Here is a 16069-nt window from a genome sequence, read left to right on the forward strand (position 1 = left end):
CACCGGATGATCACGCGAAAATGAGTAGCGTTCGATCCGCCGATCGACGCGGGCGGCCTCGATTGGGGTTTTTGGTACCGCGCTGGTCCCCCTCTCGAGGCCGCACCTTTTTATCGGCTGCCCCGCCGGACAGCCGACACGTCGAGCATGTGAGCCGAGAAGCGCTATCGCGCCTCAGGCATATGATGAGCATCATCTCCAGGGAGGATGCTGTAGACCTTTGGAAAACCCCTTCACTTCCGATCGCGCCCTAACCAAGCCCGCTACGTGGATTGTAGGGGTGTTGGTCCCGCCACTTCTCCATCAATGCCTCAAGCTCGGCGTCGTTCCCGTCCGGTAGCATAATCCTGACGGTGACGAAGAGATCCCCGGTTCCGCCCGCTTTGGGCAGACCCTTGCCCTTCAGCCGGAAGGTGCGGCCGCTGGAGGTGTTTTTGGGGACCGAGAGTTCGACCGCATTGCCAAGGGTCGGCACGCGGACCTTGCCGCCGAGCACCGCCTCGTAGAGCGTAACCGGCAGGTCGATCCGCAGATCCGCGCCCTCGACCTTGAAATACGGGTGCGGCGCAATGCCGATGGTGATCAGGAGATCGCCCGGCGGATGGCCCTGGGCGCTCTCGCCCTGCCCGCGCAGCCGGATCTGCTGACCCTCGGTGACGCCGGCCGGGATCTTGACGTTGAGCTCCTTGCCCGTCGGCAACCGGACGCGCTTCTCGCCGCCCTTGACCGACTCCTCCAGCGAGACGGACATGGCGACGTTCACGTCGAGATCGAGCCCGACCCCGCCGGTGTCGAATTCGAACTGCCCGGCGCTGCCGGCCCCGGGCCGCGCGCCGCGCACCCCGCCGCCGAACATGCTGTTGAGGATGTCCTCAAAGGCGCCGCCGCCCTGACCTGGGCCGCCGCCGGAGCGGAACGTATAGCTCTCGAACCCGCCGGGACCCGCGCGGCCACGCGGCCCGCCGCCGCCCGGAAAACCCTGGAAGCGCGGCTTGCCGTCGGCGTCGATCTCGCCGCGGTCGAACTGCTTGCGCTTGTCCTCGTCGCCGAGGATCTCGTTGGCCGAATTGAGTTCGGCGAAACGCTCGGCGGCCTTCGGGTCGTCCTTGTTGCTATCGGGATGGTGCTTCTTGGCAAGCTTGCGATAGGCGCTCTTGATCGCGGCAGCGTTGGCGCTCCGCGGCACCCCCAAGACCTCATAGGGGTCGCGCATCCGTCACGTCTCCTTCAAAGAAATCGAATTGTTCAAAGGGCTCCCCGCCCCACCTGCGAACCATGTGGGGAGAGAGTGGCATTTTTGCAACTAGGATTGCCGGCCGAATCCTAGCTCCGCCACGGCTTTAGCGTATGAATCTCCCAACGGCCACGGCTGCTTTGGCAGCCGGCGCCCTGGAGCCAGCTTTCGGTATTGCCGTTGACGTAGCTCGCGAGGAAATCGCGGCATTTGCGGCCGTCCTCGGCGGCATAGGATTGCGCGATCGGCGTCACCGAGCCGCGCGCCCCGGTCTCCGGATTCTCCCAGTGCTGGCTGGAATCCTTGTCGCCCTTGCTCAGCACGTCGGACGCAGCGTTGCGGGCGAAGGCAAGATCGGTCTCGGTCGGTGCCGCGTCCTTCGCCGGCCGCATGATCGAGCCGGTGAGGTCGCTGTCGTCGGCCTTGGCATAGGCGCTGGTGTCATTGCGGGAAAAGCTGCAACCGCCGGTGCCGAAGCCGATCAGGATCACCGTCATGGCAAAGCCGGACGGCCGGATCGCCGATAGGCCAACGCGTCCCCATGCCCTATATAGGGCGGTAGCGGACAACAACGCGTTTTGGGCCGCGGAACGCAACTCGGACTCCAGACATGACCGACACGACCTCGATGAAACACCAGACACCCTTAACATCCGGTGATTTCACCGCCGCCGACGAGCCTTTTGCGCTGTTCGAGGCCTGGCTGAACGAGGCGATCAAGAGCGAGCCGAACGATCCGAATGCCATGGCGCTCGCAACCGTCGACCCGGAAGGCCTGCCGGACGTGCGCATGGTGTTGATGAAGGGCTTCGATACCGAGGGTTTTGTCTTCTACAGCCACATCGCAAGCCAGAAGGGCCGTGAACTCGCCGCAAATCCTAAGGCAGCGTTACTTTTTCACTGGAAGTCGCTGCGCCGTCAGGTCCGCATCCGCGGCAACGTGACGCCGGTGACCGACGCCGAGGCCGACGCCTATTTCGCCACCCGTCCCAAGCAGGCGCAGATCGGCGCCTGGGCGAGCAAGCAGTCCGAGGCGCTGGAGAGCCGCTTCGCCTTCGAACAGGCCATCGCAAAAGTCGCGGCCAAGTACGTCATCAGCGAGGTGCCGCGGCCGCCGGGCTGGAGCGGCTGGCGCATCACACCGGTCCGCATCGAGTTCTGGCACGATCGCCCATTCCGTCTGCACGACCGCATCGAATTTCGTCGTGACGCCGCCGGCCAGAAGTGGTCCAAGACGCGGATGTACCCTTAGCATTTTGTTTGAGCATGATCTTTTCGGAAAACCGCTGCACACTTTTCCGGATCATGCTCCAACCTGAAAGACCTTCATGCCGCATTCGTCAAACGCACCGCGACGCACGCTGCTCCTGACCGGAGCGAGCCGCGGTATCGGCCATGCCACCGTGATCCGTTTCTCCTCGGCGGGCTGGCGCGTCATCACCTGCTCGCGGCATCCCTTCCCGGAGGACTGCCCCTGGGATGCGGGTCCTGAGGACCACATCCAGGTCGACCTCGCCGACCCCAAGGACACGACCCGCGCGATCTCCGAAATTCGCGACCGCCTCGAGGGCGGCATGCTGCATGCGCTGGTCAACAACGCCGCGATCTCGCCGAAGGGCCCAGGCGGCTCGCGGCTCGGGTCGGTCGACACCGACCTCGATACCTGGACGCATGTCTTCCACGTCAACTTCTTCGCGCCGATCATGATGGCGCGCGGACTGATCGAGGAGTTGAAGGCGGCCAGGGGCTCGGTCGTGAACGTCACCTCGATCGCGGGCTCGCGCGTGCATCCCTTCGCAGGCGCGGCCTATGCCACCTCCAAGGCCGCGCTGGCATCGCTGACGCGCGAGATGGCCTCGGACTTCGGCCGCGTCGGCGTCCGCGTCAACGCGATCGCGCCGGGCGAGATCGACACCTCGATCCTGTCGCCCGGCACCGAGAAGATCGTGGAGCAGCAGATCCCGATGCACCGGCTCGGCACGCCCGACGAGGTCGCCAAGATCGTCTACGTGCTGTGCACGGACACCTCGTCCTACGTCAACGGCGCCGAGATCCACATCAACGGCGGCCAGCACGTCTAGGCCATCCTTTAGCCGTCGTCATTGCGAGCCACCGGGTCCGCGCAAAGCGCGGTCCGATGACAGGCTCCGCGAAACAATCCAGGTTGCCTCCGCAGAGACGGTCTGGATTGCTTCGTCGCACCAGCGCAAAACTGCTTCGCAATTTGTCGCTTCGCTTCTCGCAATGACGGAATTGGAAATAGTGCCTAGGGAAGCAAGGCGATCCAGACAAAGCCGCCGCAAGACCTGGATCGCCCTTACCTTCCGTTCCTCAATCGAGTCGAATCCGACGTGACCTCTCGCGCGGCCGTGGCGTGGCCGTGCTGAATGCGGTCGAGCAGTCGTCGTCGTTCTCACCATCGAGCAGCGGAGCACCACAGTGCCGGCACATGCGTGCCGACATCGACGACGCCTTGCCGTTCGCCAGGGCCTGACGATAGTTCGCCAGATCGATGACGTTCCGGGGCGACGTTATGTGTTTTTCAACCATGGCTGTTCCTCGCGGCTACGCACTACTTATCGCAGACAAGTTTCGCGCAAACGTTCAGCTCACCGCTCAAATTTTACCGGAGGAATTGGGGCGGCAGCCACGCATCACCGCGACGCCGCAATCCCGCTCTATTCTGCGACACCAACCACCGTGTCTCGACGAACGGCGTAAGGTCTCGGTAGGTATCAGAGCCACTTCTTCCACTTGAAGATCCAGTACGGAACGATGGCTGCGATCAGCATCAGCACCAGTGCCATCGGATAGCCGTGCGCCCATTCGAGTTCCGGCATCGCCTTGAAGTTCATGCCGTAGATCGAGGCGATCAACGTCGGCGGCATCAGGACAACAGCCATGACCGAAAACAGCTTGATGATGTTGTTCTGCTCGAGATTGACGACGCCGAGCATGGCGTCGAGCACGAAGGTGATCTTGCTGGAGAGATAGGAGGCGTGGTCGGTCAGCGAGGAGACGTCGCGCTGCATGGTCTTGAGCTGCTCGCGCATGTCCTTTGACCATTTCACGCCCTCCACCACCGCCGAGAGGAAGGCGACGACGCGGCCGATCGAGACCAGGCTCTCGCGAACCTTGGAGGTGAGATCGCCCTTGCGGCCGATCGAGATCAGGATCTGGGAATATTGCTTGGCGTGGCCGTGGCGCTCGCTCTCGGGCTCGAAGATATCGTGCGACACCTGGTCGATCTCGGCGCCGCAGCGCTCCAGAATGTCGGCGCAACGGTCGATCACGGCGTCCAGCAGTTCCATCAGCACCATCTCGCCGGTGATCGCCGGCGTGCAGGAGCGGCCAAGCTTGGCCTCGACCAGGGCGAACGGCTTCGGCAGGTCGTAGCGCACCGTCACCAGGCGGTGGTCGCCGAGAATGAAGGTCACCGCCGTGGTCCGGGGCATGTCGGTATCGGAGTGGCACATCAGCGTCGCGGTCATGTAGCGCGCGCCGTTCTCGATATAGAGGCGGCTGGAGATCTCGATCTCCTGCATGTCCTCCCGGGTCGGAATGGCGATGCCCGCCAGCCGCTCCACCGCCTTGTCCTCGGCCGCACTCGGACTGAAGAGGTCGATCCAGACCGCGCTCTCCGGCAACGCCGTGAGATCCTCGATGACAGCCTTCTTGAGGGAGGACTCGGAGGGAACAAACACCGAAAACATGAACAACTCCAGAGAACCTGCGACAGAATGACAGCCTTTAGCGCGATTCTGACAAGTTCATCATGACAAGCACATTAACGGAGCGTTTGCATTTGTGGCGACGCCGTGGCCTAACCGTGGCACGGAATCGACAGTTCGGCACGCTTTGCCGCAAAACCCGCGCAAAGTCGAAAAACTTGCGGCAAAAAAGCCACAGCTGAGGTCTCGCAGCGCGGGAAAAGGCCTTGAGTGCTGGAATTGTGGCAGATTTCAACGATAATGGGATTAACGGAGTCGAGGAACTTGGGCGCTAAGCTCAGGCTTTCCCGCGCGGTATTGTTTTGATTGGAACCAAATCATGTCGTCGCTGAGAGTTAAGTTGGGGATTTTGGCCGCCGGCCTGATGCTGTCGGGCTGCATGCAGGCCACGCATTTCGAGGCGACCGACACCAAGGCCTTCAAGCCGAAGGACAAGGAACTGCTCGCCAAGGTCCGGTACGAAAACACCCCGGTCGCAGAGCCGTTCCGCCGCGCCATCGTCGACTACCACCGCAAGGAATCGCCGGGCTCGATCGTGGTCGATTCCGACAACCACTACCTCTACTGGGTGATGGATGGCGGCAAGGCGATCCGCTACGGCATCACCGTCGGTGAAGAAGCCATGGCCTGGTCCGGCATCGCCAAGGTCGGCAGCATGACCGAGTGGCCGGCCTGGCACCCGACCCCGGGCGAGATTTCGCGTCTGGGCGTGCCGACTTATGTTGCGCCCGGTCCGGACAATCCGATGGGCTCCCGCGCGATGTACCTCTACTCGGGTGGCAAGGACACGCTGTTCCGCATCCACGGCACCAACCAGCCGGAATATATCGGCGCCTCGATCTCGTCGGGCTGCATCCGCCTGACCAACGAGGACGCGATCGACCTCTACAACCGGGTCAAGGTCGGCACCATCGTCGTGGTGCTCGAGCCGAAGCACGGCGACTCGCCCTACAATTCGCGCCTTGCGCTCCAGGGTGGCGGCTCCAATTCTTCCTACTAAATCGGCCTTTCCCGAGGCTTTTCAAAAGCGCCGGTTTTACCGGCGCTTTTTTGTTGCGGGCTTGTGCGGCGGGACCTTGTCGCCGCCGGCCGCCGACTTGTCCGCAGGCGCGGGGGATTTCTCCGCCGCCTCGTCATCAGCTCCATCCTTTGCCTCAGGCTTGGACGCAACCTCGCGCGGCGGCGCCTCCTCAGGCCGTTCCGCCGGCAGCAGCGGAGCGATCTGCGGCAGGGGATCCCAGACGTTCCACTGGCAGATCCGGTAGTCGTTGCGCCGCTGCGCCAGGTCGAGATGGATATGGTCCTCGTGGTACCAGTCCGAGCCCGGGCCGAGCACGGTGGAAAAGCGCGCGCACACCGAATGCAGCACACGCTCGCGCACGTCACGCGCCATGGTGCGATCGGTGAGGCCAATCGACTGCCCGTTGGCGAGCTTGATGGCGCGGACGTCGAGGGCGTTGGCCTTGCCGTGCTCGGACAGCATCGCGCCGGCGATGCGGTTGCGGCCGCGGCACTCGAAGCTATCGAAATTGTCGAGATCGGCGATGGTCGAGCCGAGGCTGGTGGCCAGCGGCACCATGTCCTTGCGCACCCAGTCGGCGATCGCAGACGCCATGGTGCAGCGAAGGATCGCCGCCGGCTTGACTGCCACCTTGCGCTTGTCCGGCAGCACGATGGCCTCTAGCCGCACCAGATCCTCGCCGCCGCAGGCGCCGGGGCCGCGGATATCCGGAATGGAGGGGGCAATCGCGATCTCCTCGGTCAGCGCGAGCCGGCAGGCCGAGACCTGCTTCTCGGGCGGCGGCGCGGCCTCGGCCGGCTTGTCCGGGGAAGGCTTGCCGTCGGCCTCCGGTGCCGCCTCGTCCGGTGCTTTGGGGGCTTCCGCAGGGCGTGGTTTTGGTAGCGGTATCTTGGCGGCATGAACCGTCGCGCGCGGCCGTGACGGACCAAAGCCAAAGATATCGAGCGGCGCAGCATATTTTCGCGCCTCCGCCCGGTCCGCCAGCGCAAGCGTTAGCCCGAGCGCGGCGGTAACCATTGCCGCGCCGGCGGACATATAGCCGCGACAAGACCATTTGCGGCGAAAGTCCGGCAGGCTAAAACTCATGACAATTCTTTGGCCCAACGCTGAGAGCGATAACGCGTCCAGCGACTTCTCGGAGGAACGTCGGAATGCTTGGTTTGATGCAAGACTGGCCCCTGCTCTGCCACCGGATCATCGAACACGCCGCCAGGATTCATGGCAAGCAGGAGGTCGTTACGCGATCGGTCGAGGGACCGATCCATCGCACCACCTACGCCGAGATCCACAAGCGGGCGCTCAAGGTCTCGCAGATGCTGGAGCGCGACGGCATCAAGCTCGGCGACCGCGTCGCAACGATCGCCTGGAACACCTGGCGCCATCTCGAGGTGTGGTACGGCATCATGGGAATCGGCGCCATCTGCCATACCGTCAATCCCCGCCTTTTCCCCGAGCAGATCGCCTGGATCATCAACCATGCGCAGGACCGCATCGTGATGACCGACATCACCTTCGTTCCGGTCCTGGAGAAGATCGCCGACAAGCTGCCAAGCGTCGAACGCTACGTCGTGCTCACCGACAAGGCGCACCTGCCTCAGACCACCCTGAAGAATGTCGTCGCCTACGAGGACTGGATCGCGGAGGCCGACGGCAAATTCAAATGGAAGGACTTTGACGAGAACACGGCGGCGGCGATGTGCTACACGTCGGGCACCACGGGCGATCCGAAGGGTGTGCTGTATTCGCATCGCTCCAACGTGCTGCACGCGCTGATGGCCAACAACGTCGATGCGCTCGGCACCAGCGCCTCCGAGACGATGCTGCCGGTGGTGCCGCTGTTCCACGCCAACAGCTGGGGTATCGCCTTCTCCGCGCCCTCGCAAGGCACCAAGCTGGTCATGCCCGGCGCCAAGCTCGACGGCGCCTCGGTCTATGAATTGCTCTCGACCGAGAAGGTGACCCACACCGCGGGCGTGCCCACGGTGTGGCTGATGCTGCTCCAGCACATGGCCGCCAACAATCTGAAGCTGCCTGAGCTGAAGATGGTGATCTGCGGCGGCTCGGCGATGCCGCGCTCGATGATCAAGGCCTTCCTCGACATGGGCTCGAACGTCCGCCACGCCTGGGGCATGACCGAGATGAGCCCGATCGGCACCGTCGCGGCGCTGAAGCCGCCGTTCCAGAACGCGACCGGCGACGCGCGGCTCGACGTGCTCCAGATGCAGGGCTATGCACCCTTCGCCGTCGAGATGAAGATCACCGACGATGCCGGCAAGGAGCTGCCCTGGGACGGCAAGACTTTCGGCCGCCTCAAGGTCTCCGGCCCCGCCGTCGCCAAGGCCTATTACCGGGTCGATACCAACATCCTCGATGAGGACGGCTTCTTCGACACCGGCGACGTCTCGACCATCGACGAGGACGGCTACATGCGGATCACCGACCGCTCCAAGGACGTGATCAAGTCCGGCGGCGAGTGGATCTCCTCGATCGACCTCGAAAACCTCGCGGTCGGCCATCCGGCCGTGGCGGAGGCCGCCGTGATCGGCGTGTTCCACCCCAAATGGGACGAGCGGCCGCTGCTGATCGTTCAGCTCAAGCAGGGCCAGCAGGCCAGCCGCGAGGACATCCTGAAGTACATGGACGGCAAGATCGCCAAATGGTGGATGCCGGACGACGTCGCCTTCGTCGACGGCATCCCGCACACCGCCACCGGCAAGATCCTGAAGACCGCGCTGCGCGACCAGTTCAAGGATTACCGCTTCCCGAACGCGGCGGCGTAGGACTCATTCCGGGGCGATGCCAACGGCATCGAACCATGGTTCGCAATTGCGAACCTGAGAATCCCGAGATTCCGGGTTCGCCCTTCGGGCGCCCCGGAATGACGGGCATTAGCAACCCGGTATCCCTTGAATTTGCCGCCGGGGCGTGGTCTCAACGCCTCCTATCGTCGCGCCAGATCGGCGCGGCACCGCCTCGAAAACCCCGGCAGAGCTCACCCGATGGCCCGCAGGATTTCCGCTCCCTACCAGTCGGAGCCCGTGTCCAGCCTCGCCAGCTGGGCGCGCAATCTGGCCGTGTTCGCGGTGGTGGCGGTGGCGGTGTCGATCCTCGTCGTCCGGTTCGGCTTTCTGGAGCCGAAGCCCGCGCTCGTCACCTTCTTCGGCGGCCTCGCCATCGCCGCACTTTCGATCCTGTTCGGCCTCGCCGGCTTCGCCGCGATCTGGCAGAACGGCTCGCGCGGCATGGCGCGCATCCTGCTCGCCTTCCTGATCGACGGCATGATCCTCGCCTACCCCGCCTATCTCGGCCTGCAATACCGCAAGCTGCCGGCGATCCACGACGTCACCACCGACCCGATCGACCCGCCCCGCTTCGACGCGCTGGCGCGCCTGCGCGCCGGTGAAGGCGCCAATACCGCGGTCTATGCCGGCCTCTATTCGGCCGAGCAGCAGCGCCATTTCTATCCTGATATCGAGCCGATCGAACTCGAGATCCCGGTCGACCGCGCCTATGCGATCGCGCTCCAGCTCGTCAACAAGCGCAAATGGCTCGTCATCGACGAGCGCGCGCCGCAGCCGCCGCGCCGCATCGGCCGCATCGAGGCGGTGGCGCGCACGCCGATCATGGGTTTGCGCGAGGACATTTCCATCAGGGTCGTGCCCGACGGCGACGATTCCCGCGTCGATATCCGTTCCGCCTCGCGCTATTTCGATAGCGACCTCGGCAGCAACGCCGCGCGCGTCAGGAAATTCATCGACGATCTCAACACCGCCGCCGATGCGGACGCGCTGAAGCCGGTGAAGAAGACCCCGGTGACGCCGCCGAAGGCACCGGCGAAGACGGTGAAGAAGTGACGCGCTAGCGTCATTCCGGGGCGGTCCGCAGGACCGAGCCCGGAATCCATCCATCCACCAATGCTGCTGCCCGATGGATTCCGGGGTCGCGCTGACGCGCCCCCGGAATGACGAGCTAAGCCATCCGATACGTCCCACCGATCACGGGATCGCCATCCGTCGCCACCACGCCGCGGGCGACCAGATCTTCCAGATGCGCCAGCACGGAATAGCCGGCAGCCGTCGTCAGCCGTGGATCGATGCCGATATAGATCGCGCGCACCATGGTCGGGATGTCGGCCTCGCCCTTGGCGAGGCGATGCAGGATCGAGGCTTCGCGCGCCTTGCGGTGGCGGATCAGGAAACGCACGAAGCGCGGGCCGTCCGGTATCTCGGGGCCGTGGCCCGAGAAATAGAGATCCTCCTCGCGGGCGGCCAAGCGGTCGAGCGATTCCATGTAGTCGATCATCGAGCCGTCGGGCGGCGCAACGATCGAGGTCGACCAGCCCATCACGTGGTCGCCGACGAAGTTGAATTTTCGCTCGGGCCAGGCGAAGGCGAGATGGTTGGCGGTGTGGCCCGGCGTCGCCACCGCCTCGAGGCGCCAGCCCGCGCCCTCGACGACGTCGCCATGGGCGATCCTGGTATCGGGCGCGAAATCGCGATCGACGCCGGATTCCGGATTGTGCTTCTCGCTCTCGAAGCGCGGGCGCGAGGCGCGGTGCGGGCCCTCGGCATAAACAGGCGCACCGGTCGCCTGCTTGATCCGCGCCGTGTTCGGCGAATGGTCGCGGTGGGTGTGGGTAACGAAGATATGGCTCACCGTCTCGCCGCGCACGGCATCGAGCAGCGCCGCCGCATGCGCCGCATCGTCCGGACCGGGATCGATGATCGCGACGTTGCCTGTGCCGACGATGTAGCTGACCGTACCGGTGAAGGTGAACGGGCTCGGATTGTTACAGAGCACGCGCCGCACGCCGGGGCGGACTTCCTCGACGACGCCGGCCTTGAGTGGAAAGTTGCGGTTGAACGGGACGTCGTCGCTGTCGGACATGGGACTTCCTGTGCACTGCTGCCGCACCCCTCGCCGTCATTCCCCGCGAAAGCGGGGTATCCAGTACGCCGTAGCGTCCGTGGCCAAGGCGAGATCTCTGGGATACTGGATCGTCCGCTCTAGTGCGCAATTGCGCACAGGGCGGACGATGACAGCCGAGCAAAACAACGGCCACGGAATACGTGGCGACTAGAAAAACGCCTGAATGCCCGTGATGGCGCGGCCCAGGATCAGGGCGTGGACGTCGTGGGTGCCCTCGTAGGTGTTGACCGTCTCGAGGTTATGGACGTGGCGCATCACGTGGTACTCGATCGAGATGCCGTTGCCGCCGTGCATGTCGCGCGCGACGCGGGCGATGTCGAGCGCCTTGCCGCAATTGTTGCGCTTCATGAGCGAGATCATCTCGGGGGCGAACTTGCCCTCGTCCATCAGGCGGCCGACGCGCAACGAGCCCTGGAGGCCCAGCGCGATCTCGGTCTCCATGTCGGCGAGCTTCTTCTGCACGAGCTGCGTCGCGGCAAGCGGCTTGCCGAACTGCTTGCGGTCGAGCGTGTACTGACGGGCACGGTGCATGCAGTCCTCGGCCGCGCCGAGCGCACCCCAGGAAATACCGTAGCGGGCGCGGTTGAGGCAGCCGAACGGGCCCTTGAGGCCGGAGACGTTGGGCAGCAGCGCGTCTTCCGGAACCACGACGCCGTCCATCACGACTTCGCCGGTGATGGAGGCGCGCAAGCTCAGCTTGCCGCCGATCTTCGGCGCGGAGAGGCCCTTCATGCCCTTCTCCAGCACGAAGCCCCGAATCTGGTTGTCATGCGCGGCCGACTTGGCCCAGACCACGAACACGTCGGCGATCGGCGCGTTCGAGATCCACATCTTGCTGCCGGTCAGGCGATAGCCGTCCGAGACCTTCTCGGCGCGGGTCTTCATGCCGGCCGGGTCGGAGCCGGCGTCCGGCTCGGTCAGGCCGAAGCAGCCGACCCACTCGCCGCTGGCGAGCTTCGGCAGGTACTTCTTGCGCTGGTTCTCGTCGCCATAGGCGTAGATCGGGTACATCACCAGCGAGGACTGCACCGAATTCATCGAGCGATAGCCGGAATCGACCCGTTCGATCTCCCGCGCGACCAGGCCGTAAGCGACGTAGCTCGCATTGGCGCAGCCGTACTCCTCCGGCAGCGTGATGCCGATCAGGCCGAGTTCGCCCATCTCGTTGAAGATCTCGCGATCCGTCGTCTCTTCGAGATAGGCCTTGGCGACGCGCGGCATCAGCTTGTCCTGGGCGTAGGCCCGCGCGGTATCGCGCACCATGCGTTCGTCTTCGGTGAGCTGCTCGTCGAGCAGGAACGGATCGTCCCACTGGAAAGAAGCCGCAGCCGGCTTGTCCTTGGTCTGAGGGCGCACGCTCATGAAACGTCCTTTCGCGTCTGGTTCCGTCAACAATTGCCCGACAAAGTAAAGCGCCGCGGCAACAAGTTCAATTGCATCCTGGTTTCGGTCATTCCGGGCCCGCGCAACGGCGCGAGCCCTAAAAGCGACGCCGTCAGATTTCGAGCTGCTCGTTGGCGACGATCTCGATGCCAAAGCCGGACAGGCCCTTGTAGTCGTGCACCGAGGAAGTGAGATGCCGGATCGAGGTGACGCCGAGGTCGCGCAGGATCTGCGCGCCGACGCCGATCTCGCGCCACTGGCGGTTGCGGTCGGCCTCCGTCGACGTCTCGTCCTCCAGCGGAGAGACGGGCACACCGGCCGCACCGTCGCGCAAATAGACCAGCACGCCGCGGCCGGTCTTCTTGAAATGCTCGAGCACGACCGCCATGCGCTTGTGGCCTGTAAAGGTGTCCTTGACGATGTTCGGCTTGTGGAAGCGCGTCAGCACGTTCTTGCCGTCACCGACGCCGTTATAGACGAAGGCGACGTGGGCGATGGAATCGAACGGCGAGCGGTAGGCATAACCCTGCAAGGGGCCGATCGGGCTGTCGGTGACGAAGGTCGAGACCCGCTCGATCAGCTTCTCGCGCGCCTGGCGGTAGGCGATCATGTCCGCGATGGTGACGTGCTTGAGCTTGTGCTGGGCGGCGAAGCGGGCGACCTGCTCGCCCTTCATCACGCTGCCGTCGTCGTTCATCAGCTCACTGATGACGCCGACCGGCGGCAGGCCGGAGAGCTTGCAGAGATCGACCGCGGCCTCGGTATGGCCGGAGCGCAGCAGCACGCCGCCGTCCTTGGCGATCAGCGGAAAGATGTGGCCGGGCCGGGCGAAATCGTTGGCGCCGACATTGGGATTGGACAGCGCGCGGCAGCACGAGGCGCGCTCCTCGGCGGAGATGCCGGTGCCGCCGTCGGGCTTGTAGTCGATCGAGACCGTGAACGCGGTGGTGTGCGCGGAATCGTTGTGGGCCACCATGGGATCGAGCCGCAGGCGGCGCGCGTCCTCCGTGGTCACGGGCGCGCAGACGATGCCGGAGGTGTGTCGGATGATGAACGCCATCTTCTCGGCGGTGCAGAGCGAGGCCGCGACGATCAGATCGCCCTCGCCCTCGCGGTCCTCGTCGTCGGTGACGACGACGAGCTCGCCCCTGGCAAAGGCCTGCAAGACTTCCTGGACGGTATCGGGCATTTCCCAATCTCTATCGGTTATGGGCCGGGGGCTCAGCCGGACGCCTTAGCCGGACTTGGCCCCAAGCGCTAGTGTCCTGGACGCAACCGCATATGCCTGATGGCGGGCAGGGCGGCGGGTTTCAGGCTTGCACCGAAGATACCAGGGATATAGGCGCACAAAGCCCGGAAGGAAGACGGCCGGACGCCGTCAGGGCAGAACCTCTCGCCGCTCGCCGAGCCGCAGGTCGAGCTCGGCGCGCTTGTCCGCGAGCAGGCCGGCCTGGGCGGCCTCGATCACGGTAAACAGCTCGTGGGCGTCGCTGAGCCGGGTCACGGTGACGTAGCTGGCGCCGGCCTCGTAGAGCTCGCCGACGTCCGACAAAAGATCGGCCGTAGCCACGATCATAGCGGTCGGGTTGAGGGTGCGGACGTGGCGGACCAGCTTCTCGTTGCTGGCGCCCTTGAGAAGCGCATCCGGCACGCTGAGGATGATCATCTCGGACTTGCCGACGCCGGCATGGAGCAGCGTGTCCGCGCTGCTGATGTCGCCATAGATCACGTGCAGACCGCGCGAAAGCAGGGTCTGGTACACATTGGGGTTGAAATCGACCACGGTGATCTGCTCGAGCAGCACCGGCGCCTGCCGTTCGATCTCGGCCAGCAGCGCGCTCGCCGCGCGGAAAAAGCCGAGGATGACGATGCGGCGGGCCTCGCCATGGCCGCCCTCGTGGCCCTCCTCGGCATGGCCGTTGCCGTGATCGAGATCGCGCAGGCCGATCCGCTTCAACGGGCCGATCGCCCAACGGGTGATCTCGTCGCTGCGGGTCATCACGAAGGTCGAGAGCACGGCCAGCACCACGAAGGCGAAGGAGGCCGCGTTCGCCGTTTCGGCGGCGATGTGGTTGTCGGTGACCCCGGTCTGGATCACCACCAGCGAGAATTCCGATATCTGGGCGAGGTTGAGGGCCGGCAACAGGCTGGCACGCAGCCCCTGCTTCATCAGGTAGAGCGGCGTGAATGTCGTGACGAGCCGGCTCATCACCGTGAATGCCGCGATCATCAAGGCAAGCCCGATCACGGAGAGGCCGGGCACGGGAATAGTCATGCCGAGCGCGACGAAGAACAGCGTGATGAAGAAGTCGCGCAGCGTGGTGACCTTGGCGGTGACGTCGAGCGCATAGGGAAAGGTCGAGAGCGAGACGCCGGCGATCAGGGCGCCCATCTCGCGCGACAGCGACAGCCGCTCCGCAGTCTCGGCGACGAGAAAGCACCAGGCGAGCGCGCCGAGCAGGATCAGTTCGGGCCGGCGGGCGATCTGGTGGAACAGGCGCGGCAGCACATAGCGGCTGACCAGCAGCGCCGCGGCGACCAGCACCGCGACGCGGCCGATCGAGAGCAGGATGACGCTCACTTGCAGATTGGCAAGACTCGGCTGCACGGCCAGGAACAGGATGGCGAAGATGTCCTGGAGCACCAGCACGCCGAGCGTGATGCGGCCGGGCAGCGTGTCGAGCTCACGCTTCTCGTAGAGCACCTTGACGATGATGACGGTGCTCGACAGCGCGCAGGCGATACAGAGATAGACGGCATCGAAATGGCCGCCGCCGAACGACAGGCCGATGCCGGCGAAGAACAGGGCCCCGAGCAGGCAGCCGCCGAGCAGCTGGCCGCCCGCCGCGAACAGGATCACCCTTCCCGCCCGCACGATCTTCTTCAGGTCGATCTCAAGGCCGATCATGAACAGCATGAAGATCAGGCCGAGCTCGGAGATGACGCTGATCGATTCCTGCGACTTGACCCACCCGGCACCGAATGGACCTATGCAAAAGCCGGCGATAAGGTAGGCCAGGATCAGCGGCTGCCGGGAGAAATGGGCGAGCAGGCCCAGCATCCAGGCAAACAGGATACAGAGAGTGATGTCGCGAATGAGCTCGTGCATGCCAAATTGGTCCGTTTCGCCGCACCCTAGAGACGGGTTGCGCCGCGGCAAGCGAGCAATTCGTCACATGCGGATCGTGCTCTGGTTGATAGCCCTGCTAGGCGCGTCCGCTTTGCCGGCCGCGGCCCAATCCAAGGTCAATATCGAACAAAACTTTGCCGATTCGCTCACCGCGCTGCCGAAGGAGGAACTGGCCGTCGCCGGCGGGTTCTATGTGCCGGCCTATTCCAGCGTCGCGATGAGCCAGGGCAAGCTGCGCGTCGATTTCTCGGTGACATTGAGCGTTCACAACGCCTCCGAGACCCAGCCACTGGTGGTCAAACGCATCGCCTATTTCGACACTGCAGGCAAGCAGGTCGAAAGCTATCTGAAGGCGCCGGTGGCCTTGAGGCCCCTCGCCACCGTCTCGATCTTCATTCCGACCGACGACGTGCGCGGCGGGACCGGAGCAAATTTCCTCGTCGACTGGGCGGCAACCGGCGAGATCGCCGAGCCGGTGGTCGAGGCCTTGATGGTTGGCGGCGTCGCCAATGCGCATTACGCTTTCATCAGCCAGGGACGTCCGACCCGGACGGCCACAAAGAAGTAGAGGGTCGCCCGACCCGGACGGCCAGCAAGACGTAAAGCAGGCCGGCGCAAAGCCGGTCGCTCAACAAGAACAA

The 16069-nt window shown here is 64.5% G+C and carries 15 protein-coding genes; 6 read left to right on the plus strand and 9 right to left on the minus strand.

The window, feature by feature from the left end:
- Positions 1-250 precede the first annotated feature (250 nt).
- Both A3M7_RS0124120 and A3M7_RS0124125 read right to left on the minus strand, forming a co-directional pair.
- Positions 251-1213, minus strand: coding sequence for a DnaJ C-terminal domain-containing protein (locus tag A3M7_RS0124120; RefSeq protein ID WP_027546202.1), 963 nt, complete (start codon positions 1211-1213; stop codon positions 251-253).
- A 110-nt stretch (positions 1214-1323) separates the two neighbouring features.
- Positions 1324-1731: an RT0821/Lpp0805 family surface protein gene (locus tag A3M7_RS0124125; protein WP_027546203.1), complete on the minus strand. Its 408-nt coding sequence runs from the start codon at positions 1729-1731 to the stop codon at positions 1324-1326.
- A 113-nt stretch (positions 1732-1844) separates the two neighbouring features.
- Here A3M7_RS0124125 and pdxH point away from each other — a divergent pair, with 113 nt between their 5' ends.
- Positions 1845-2486: a pyridoxamine 5'-phosphate oxidase gene (gene pdxH / locus A3M7_RS0124130; RefSeq protein WP_027546204.1), complete on the plus strand. Its 642-nt coding sequence runs from the start codon at positions 1845-1847 to the stop codon at positions 2484-2486.
- A 76-nt stretch (positions 2487-2562) separates the two neighbouring features.
- A complete protein-coding gene (locus A3M7_RS0124135) occupies positions 2563-3315 on the plus strand; it encodes an SDR family NAD(P)-dependent oxidoreductase (protein ID WP_027546205.1) in 753 nt (250 codons plus the stop codon).
- 250 nt (positions 3316-3565) lie between these two features.
- Here the strand turns inward: A3M7_RS0124135 and A3M7_RS47080 are convergent, their stop codons facing one another.
- Together A3M7_RS47080 and A3M7_RS0124140 are read right to left on the minus strand one after the other, a co-directional pair.
- Positions 3566-3784 (minus strand): hypothetical protein, encoded by a 219-nt coding sequence (locus A3M7_RS47080; protein WP_074077209.1) that lies wholly within the window; start codon positions 3782-3784, stop codon positions 3566-3568.
- 185 nt (positions 3785-3969) lie between these two features.
- The gene (locus tag A3M7_RS0124140; RefSeq protein ID WP_027546206.1) at positions 3970-4947 is read right to left on the minus strand and encodes a magnesium transporter CorA family protein; all 978 of its coding nucleotides are present in this window, start codon (positions 4945-4947) and stop codon (positions 3970-3972) included.
- Positions 4948-5284: 337 nt separating this feature from the next.
- Between A3M7_RS0124140 and A3M7_RS0124145 the strand changes: the two genes are divergently transcribed.
- On the plus strand, positions 5285-5965 hold the full coding sequence (locus tag A3M7_RS0124145; RefSeq protein WP_027546207.1) for a L,D-transpeptidase: 681 nt from the start codon (positions 5285-5287) through the stop codon (positions 5963-5965).
- Between the two features lie 36 nt (positions 5966-6001).
- Here A3M7_RS0124145 and A3M7_RS0124150 read toward each other — a convergent pair whose 3' ends face one another.
- Entirely contained in the window at positions 6002-7072 is a 1071-nt protein-coding gene (locus A3M7_RS0124150; protein ID WP_027546208.1) for an extensin family protein, read from the minus strand.
- A 65-nt stretch (positions 7073-7137) separates the two neighbouring features.
- Here A3M7_RS0124150 and A3M7_RS0124155 point away from each other — a divergent pair, with 65 nt between their 5' ends.
- The gene (locus tag A3M7_RS0124155) at positions 7138-8766 is read left to right on the plus strand and encodes a fatty-acid--CoA ligase (protein WP_027546209.1); all 1629 of its coding nucleotides are present in this window, start codon (positions 7138-7140) and stop codon (positions 8764-8766) included.
- A 219-nt stretch (positions 8767-8985) separates the two neighbouring features.
- On the plus strand, positions 8986-9840 hold the full coding sequence (locus A3M7_RS0124160) for a DUF1499 domain-containing protein (protein WP_027546210.1): 855 nt from the start codon (positions 8986-8988) through the stop codon (positions 9838-9840).
- Between the two features lie 115 nt (positions 9841-9955).
- Here the strand turns inward: A3M7_RS0124160 and A3M7_RS0124165 are convergent, their stop codons facing one another.
- From A3M7_RS0124165 to A3M7_RS0124180, 4 genes are all read right to left on the minus strand, one after another.
- Positions 9956-10873: an MBL fold metallo-hydrolase gene (locus A3M7_RS0124165; protein WP_027546211.1), complete on the minus strand. Its 918-nt coding sequence runs from the start codon at positions 10871-10873 to the stop codon at positions 9956-9958.
- Positions 10874-11062: 189 nt separating this feature from the next.
- Complete coding sequence (locus tag A3M7_RS0124170) at positions 11063-12277, minus strand: acyl-CoA dehydrogenase (protein ID WP_027546212.1); 1215 nt, start codon at positions 12275-12277, stop codon at positions 11063-11065.
- A gap of 133 nt (positions 12278-12410) precedes the next feature.
- A complete protein-coding gene (gene ribB, locus A3M7_RS0124175) occupies positions 12411-13487 on the minus strand; it encodes a 3,4-dihydroxy-2-butanone-4-phosphate synthase (RefSeq protein WP_027546213.1) in 1077 nt (358 codons plus the stop codon).
- A 189-nt stretch (positions 13488-13676) separates the two neighbouring features.
- Positions 13677-15407, minus strand: a complete 1731-nt coding sequence (locus A3M7_RS0124180) for a cation:proton antiporter (RefSeq protein ID WP_027546214.1) — start codon at positions 15405-15407, stop codon at positions 13677-13679.
- 67 nt (positions 15408-15474) lie between these two features.
- Here A3M7_RS0124180 and A3M7_RS0124185 point away from each other — a divergent pair, with 67 nt between their 5' ends.
- Complete coding sequence (locus tag A3M7_RS0124185; RefSeq protein ID WP_027546215.1) at positions 15475-15996, plus strand: DUF3124 domain-containing protein; 522 nt, start codon at positions 15475-15477, stop codon at positions 15994-15996.
- Positions 15997-16069 lie beyond the last annotated feature (73 nt).

Origin of the sequence: Bradyrhizobium sp. WSM2254 (assembly GCF_000472645.1) — a bacterium.
In the GTDB taxonomy this organism is placed as follows: Bacteria; Pseudomonadota; Alphaproteobacteria; order Rhizobiales; family Xanthobacteraceae; genus Bradyrhizobium; species Bradyrhizobium niftali.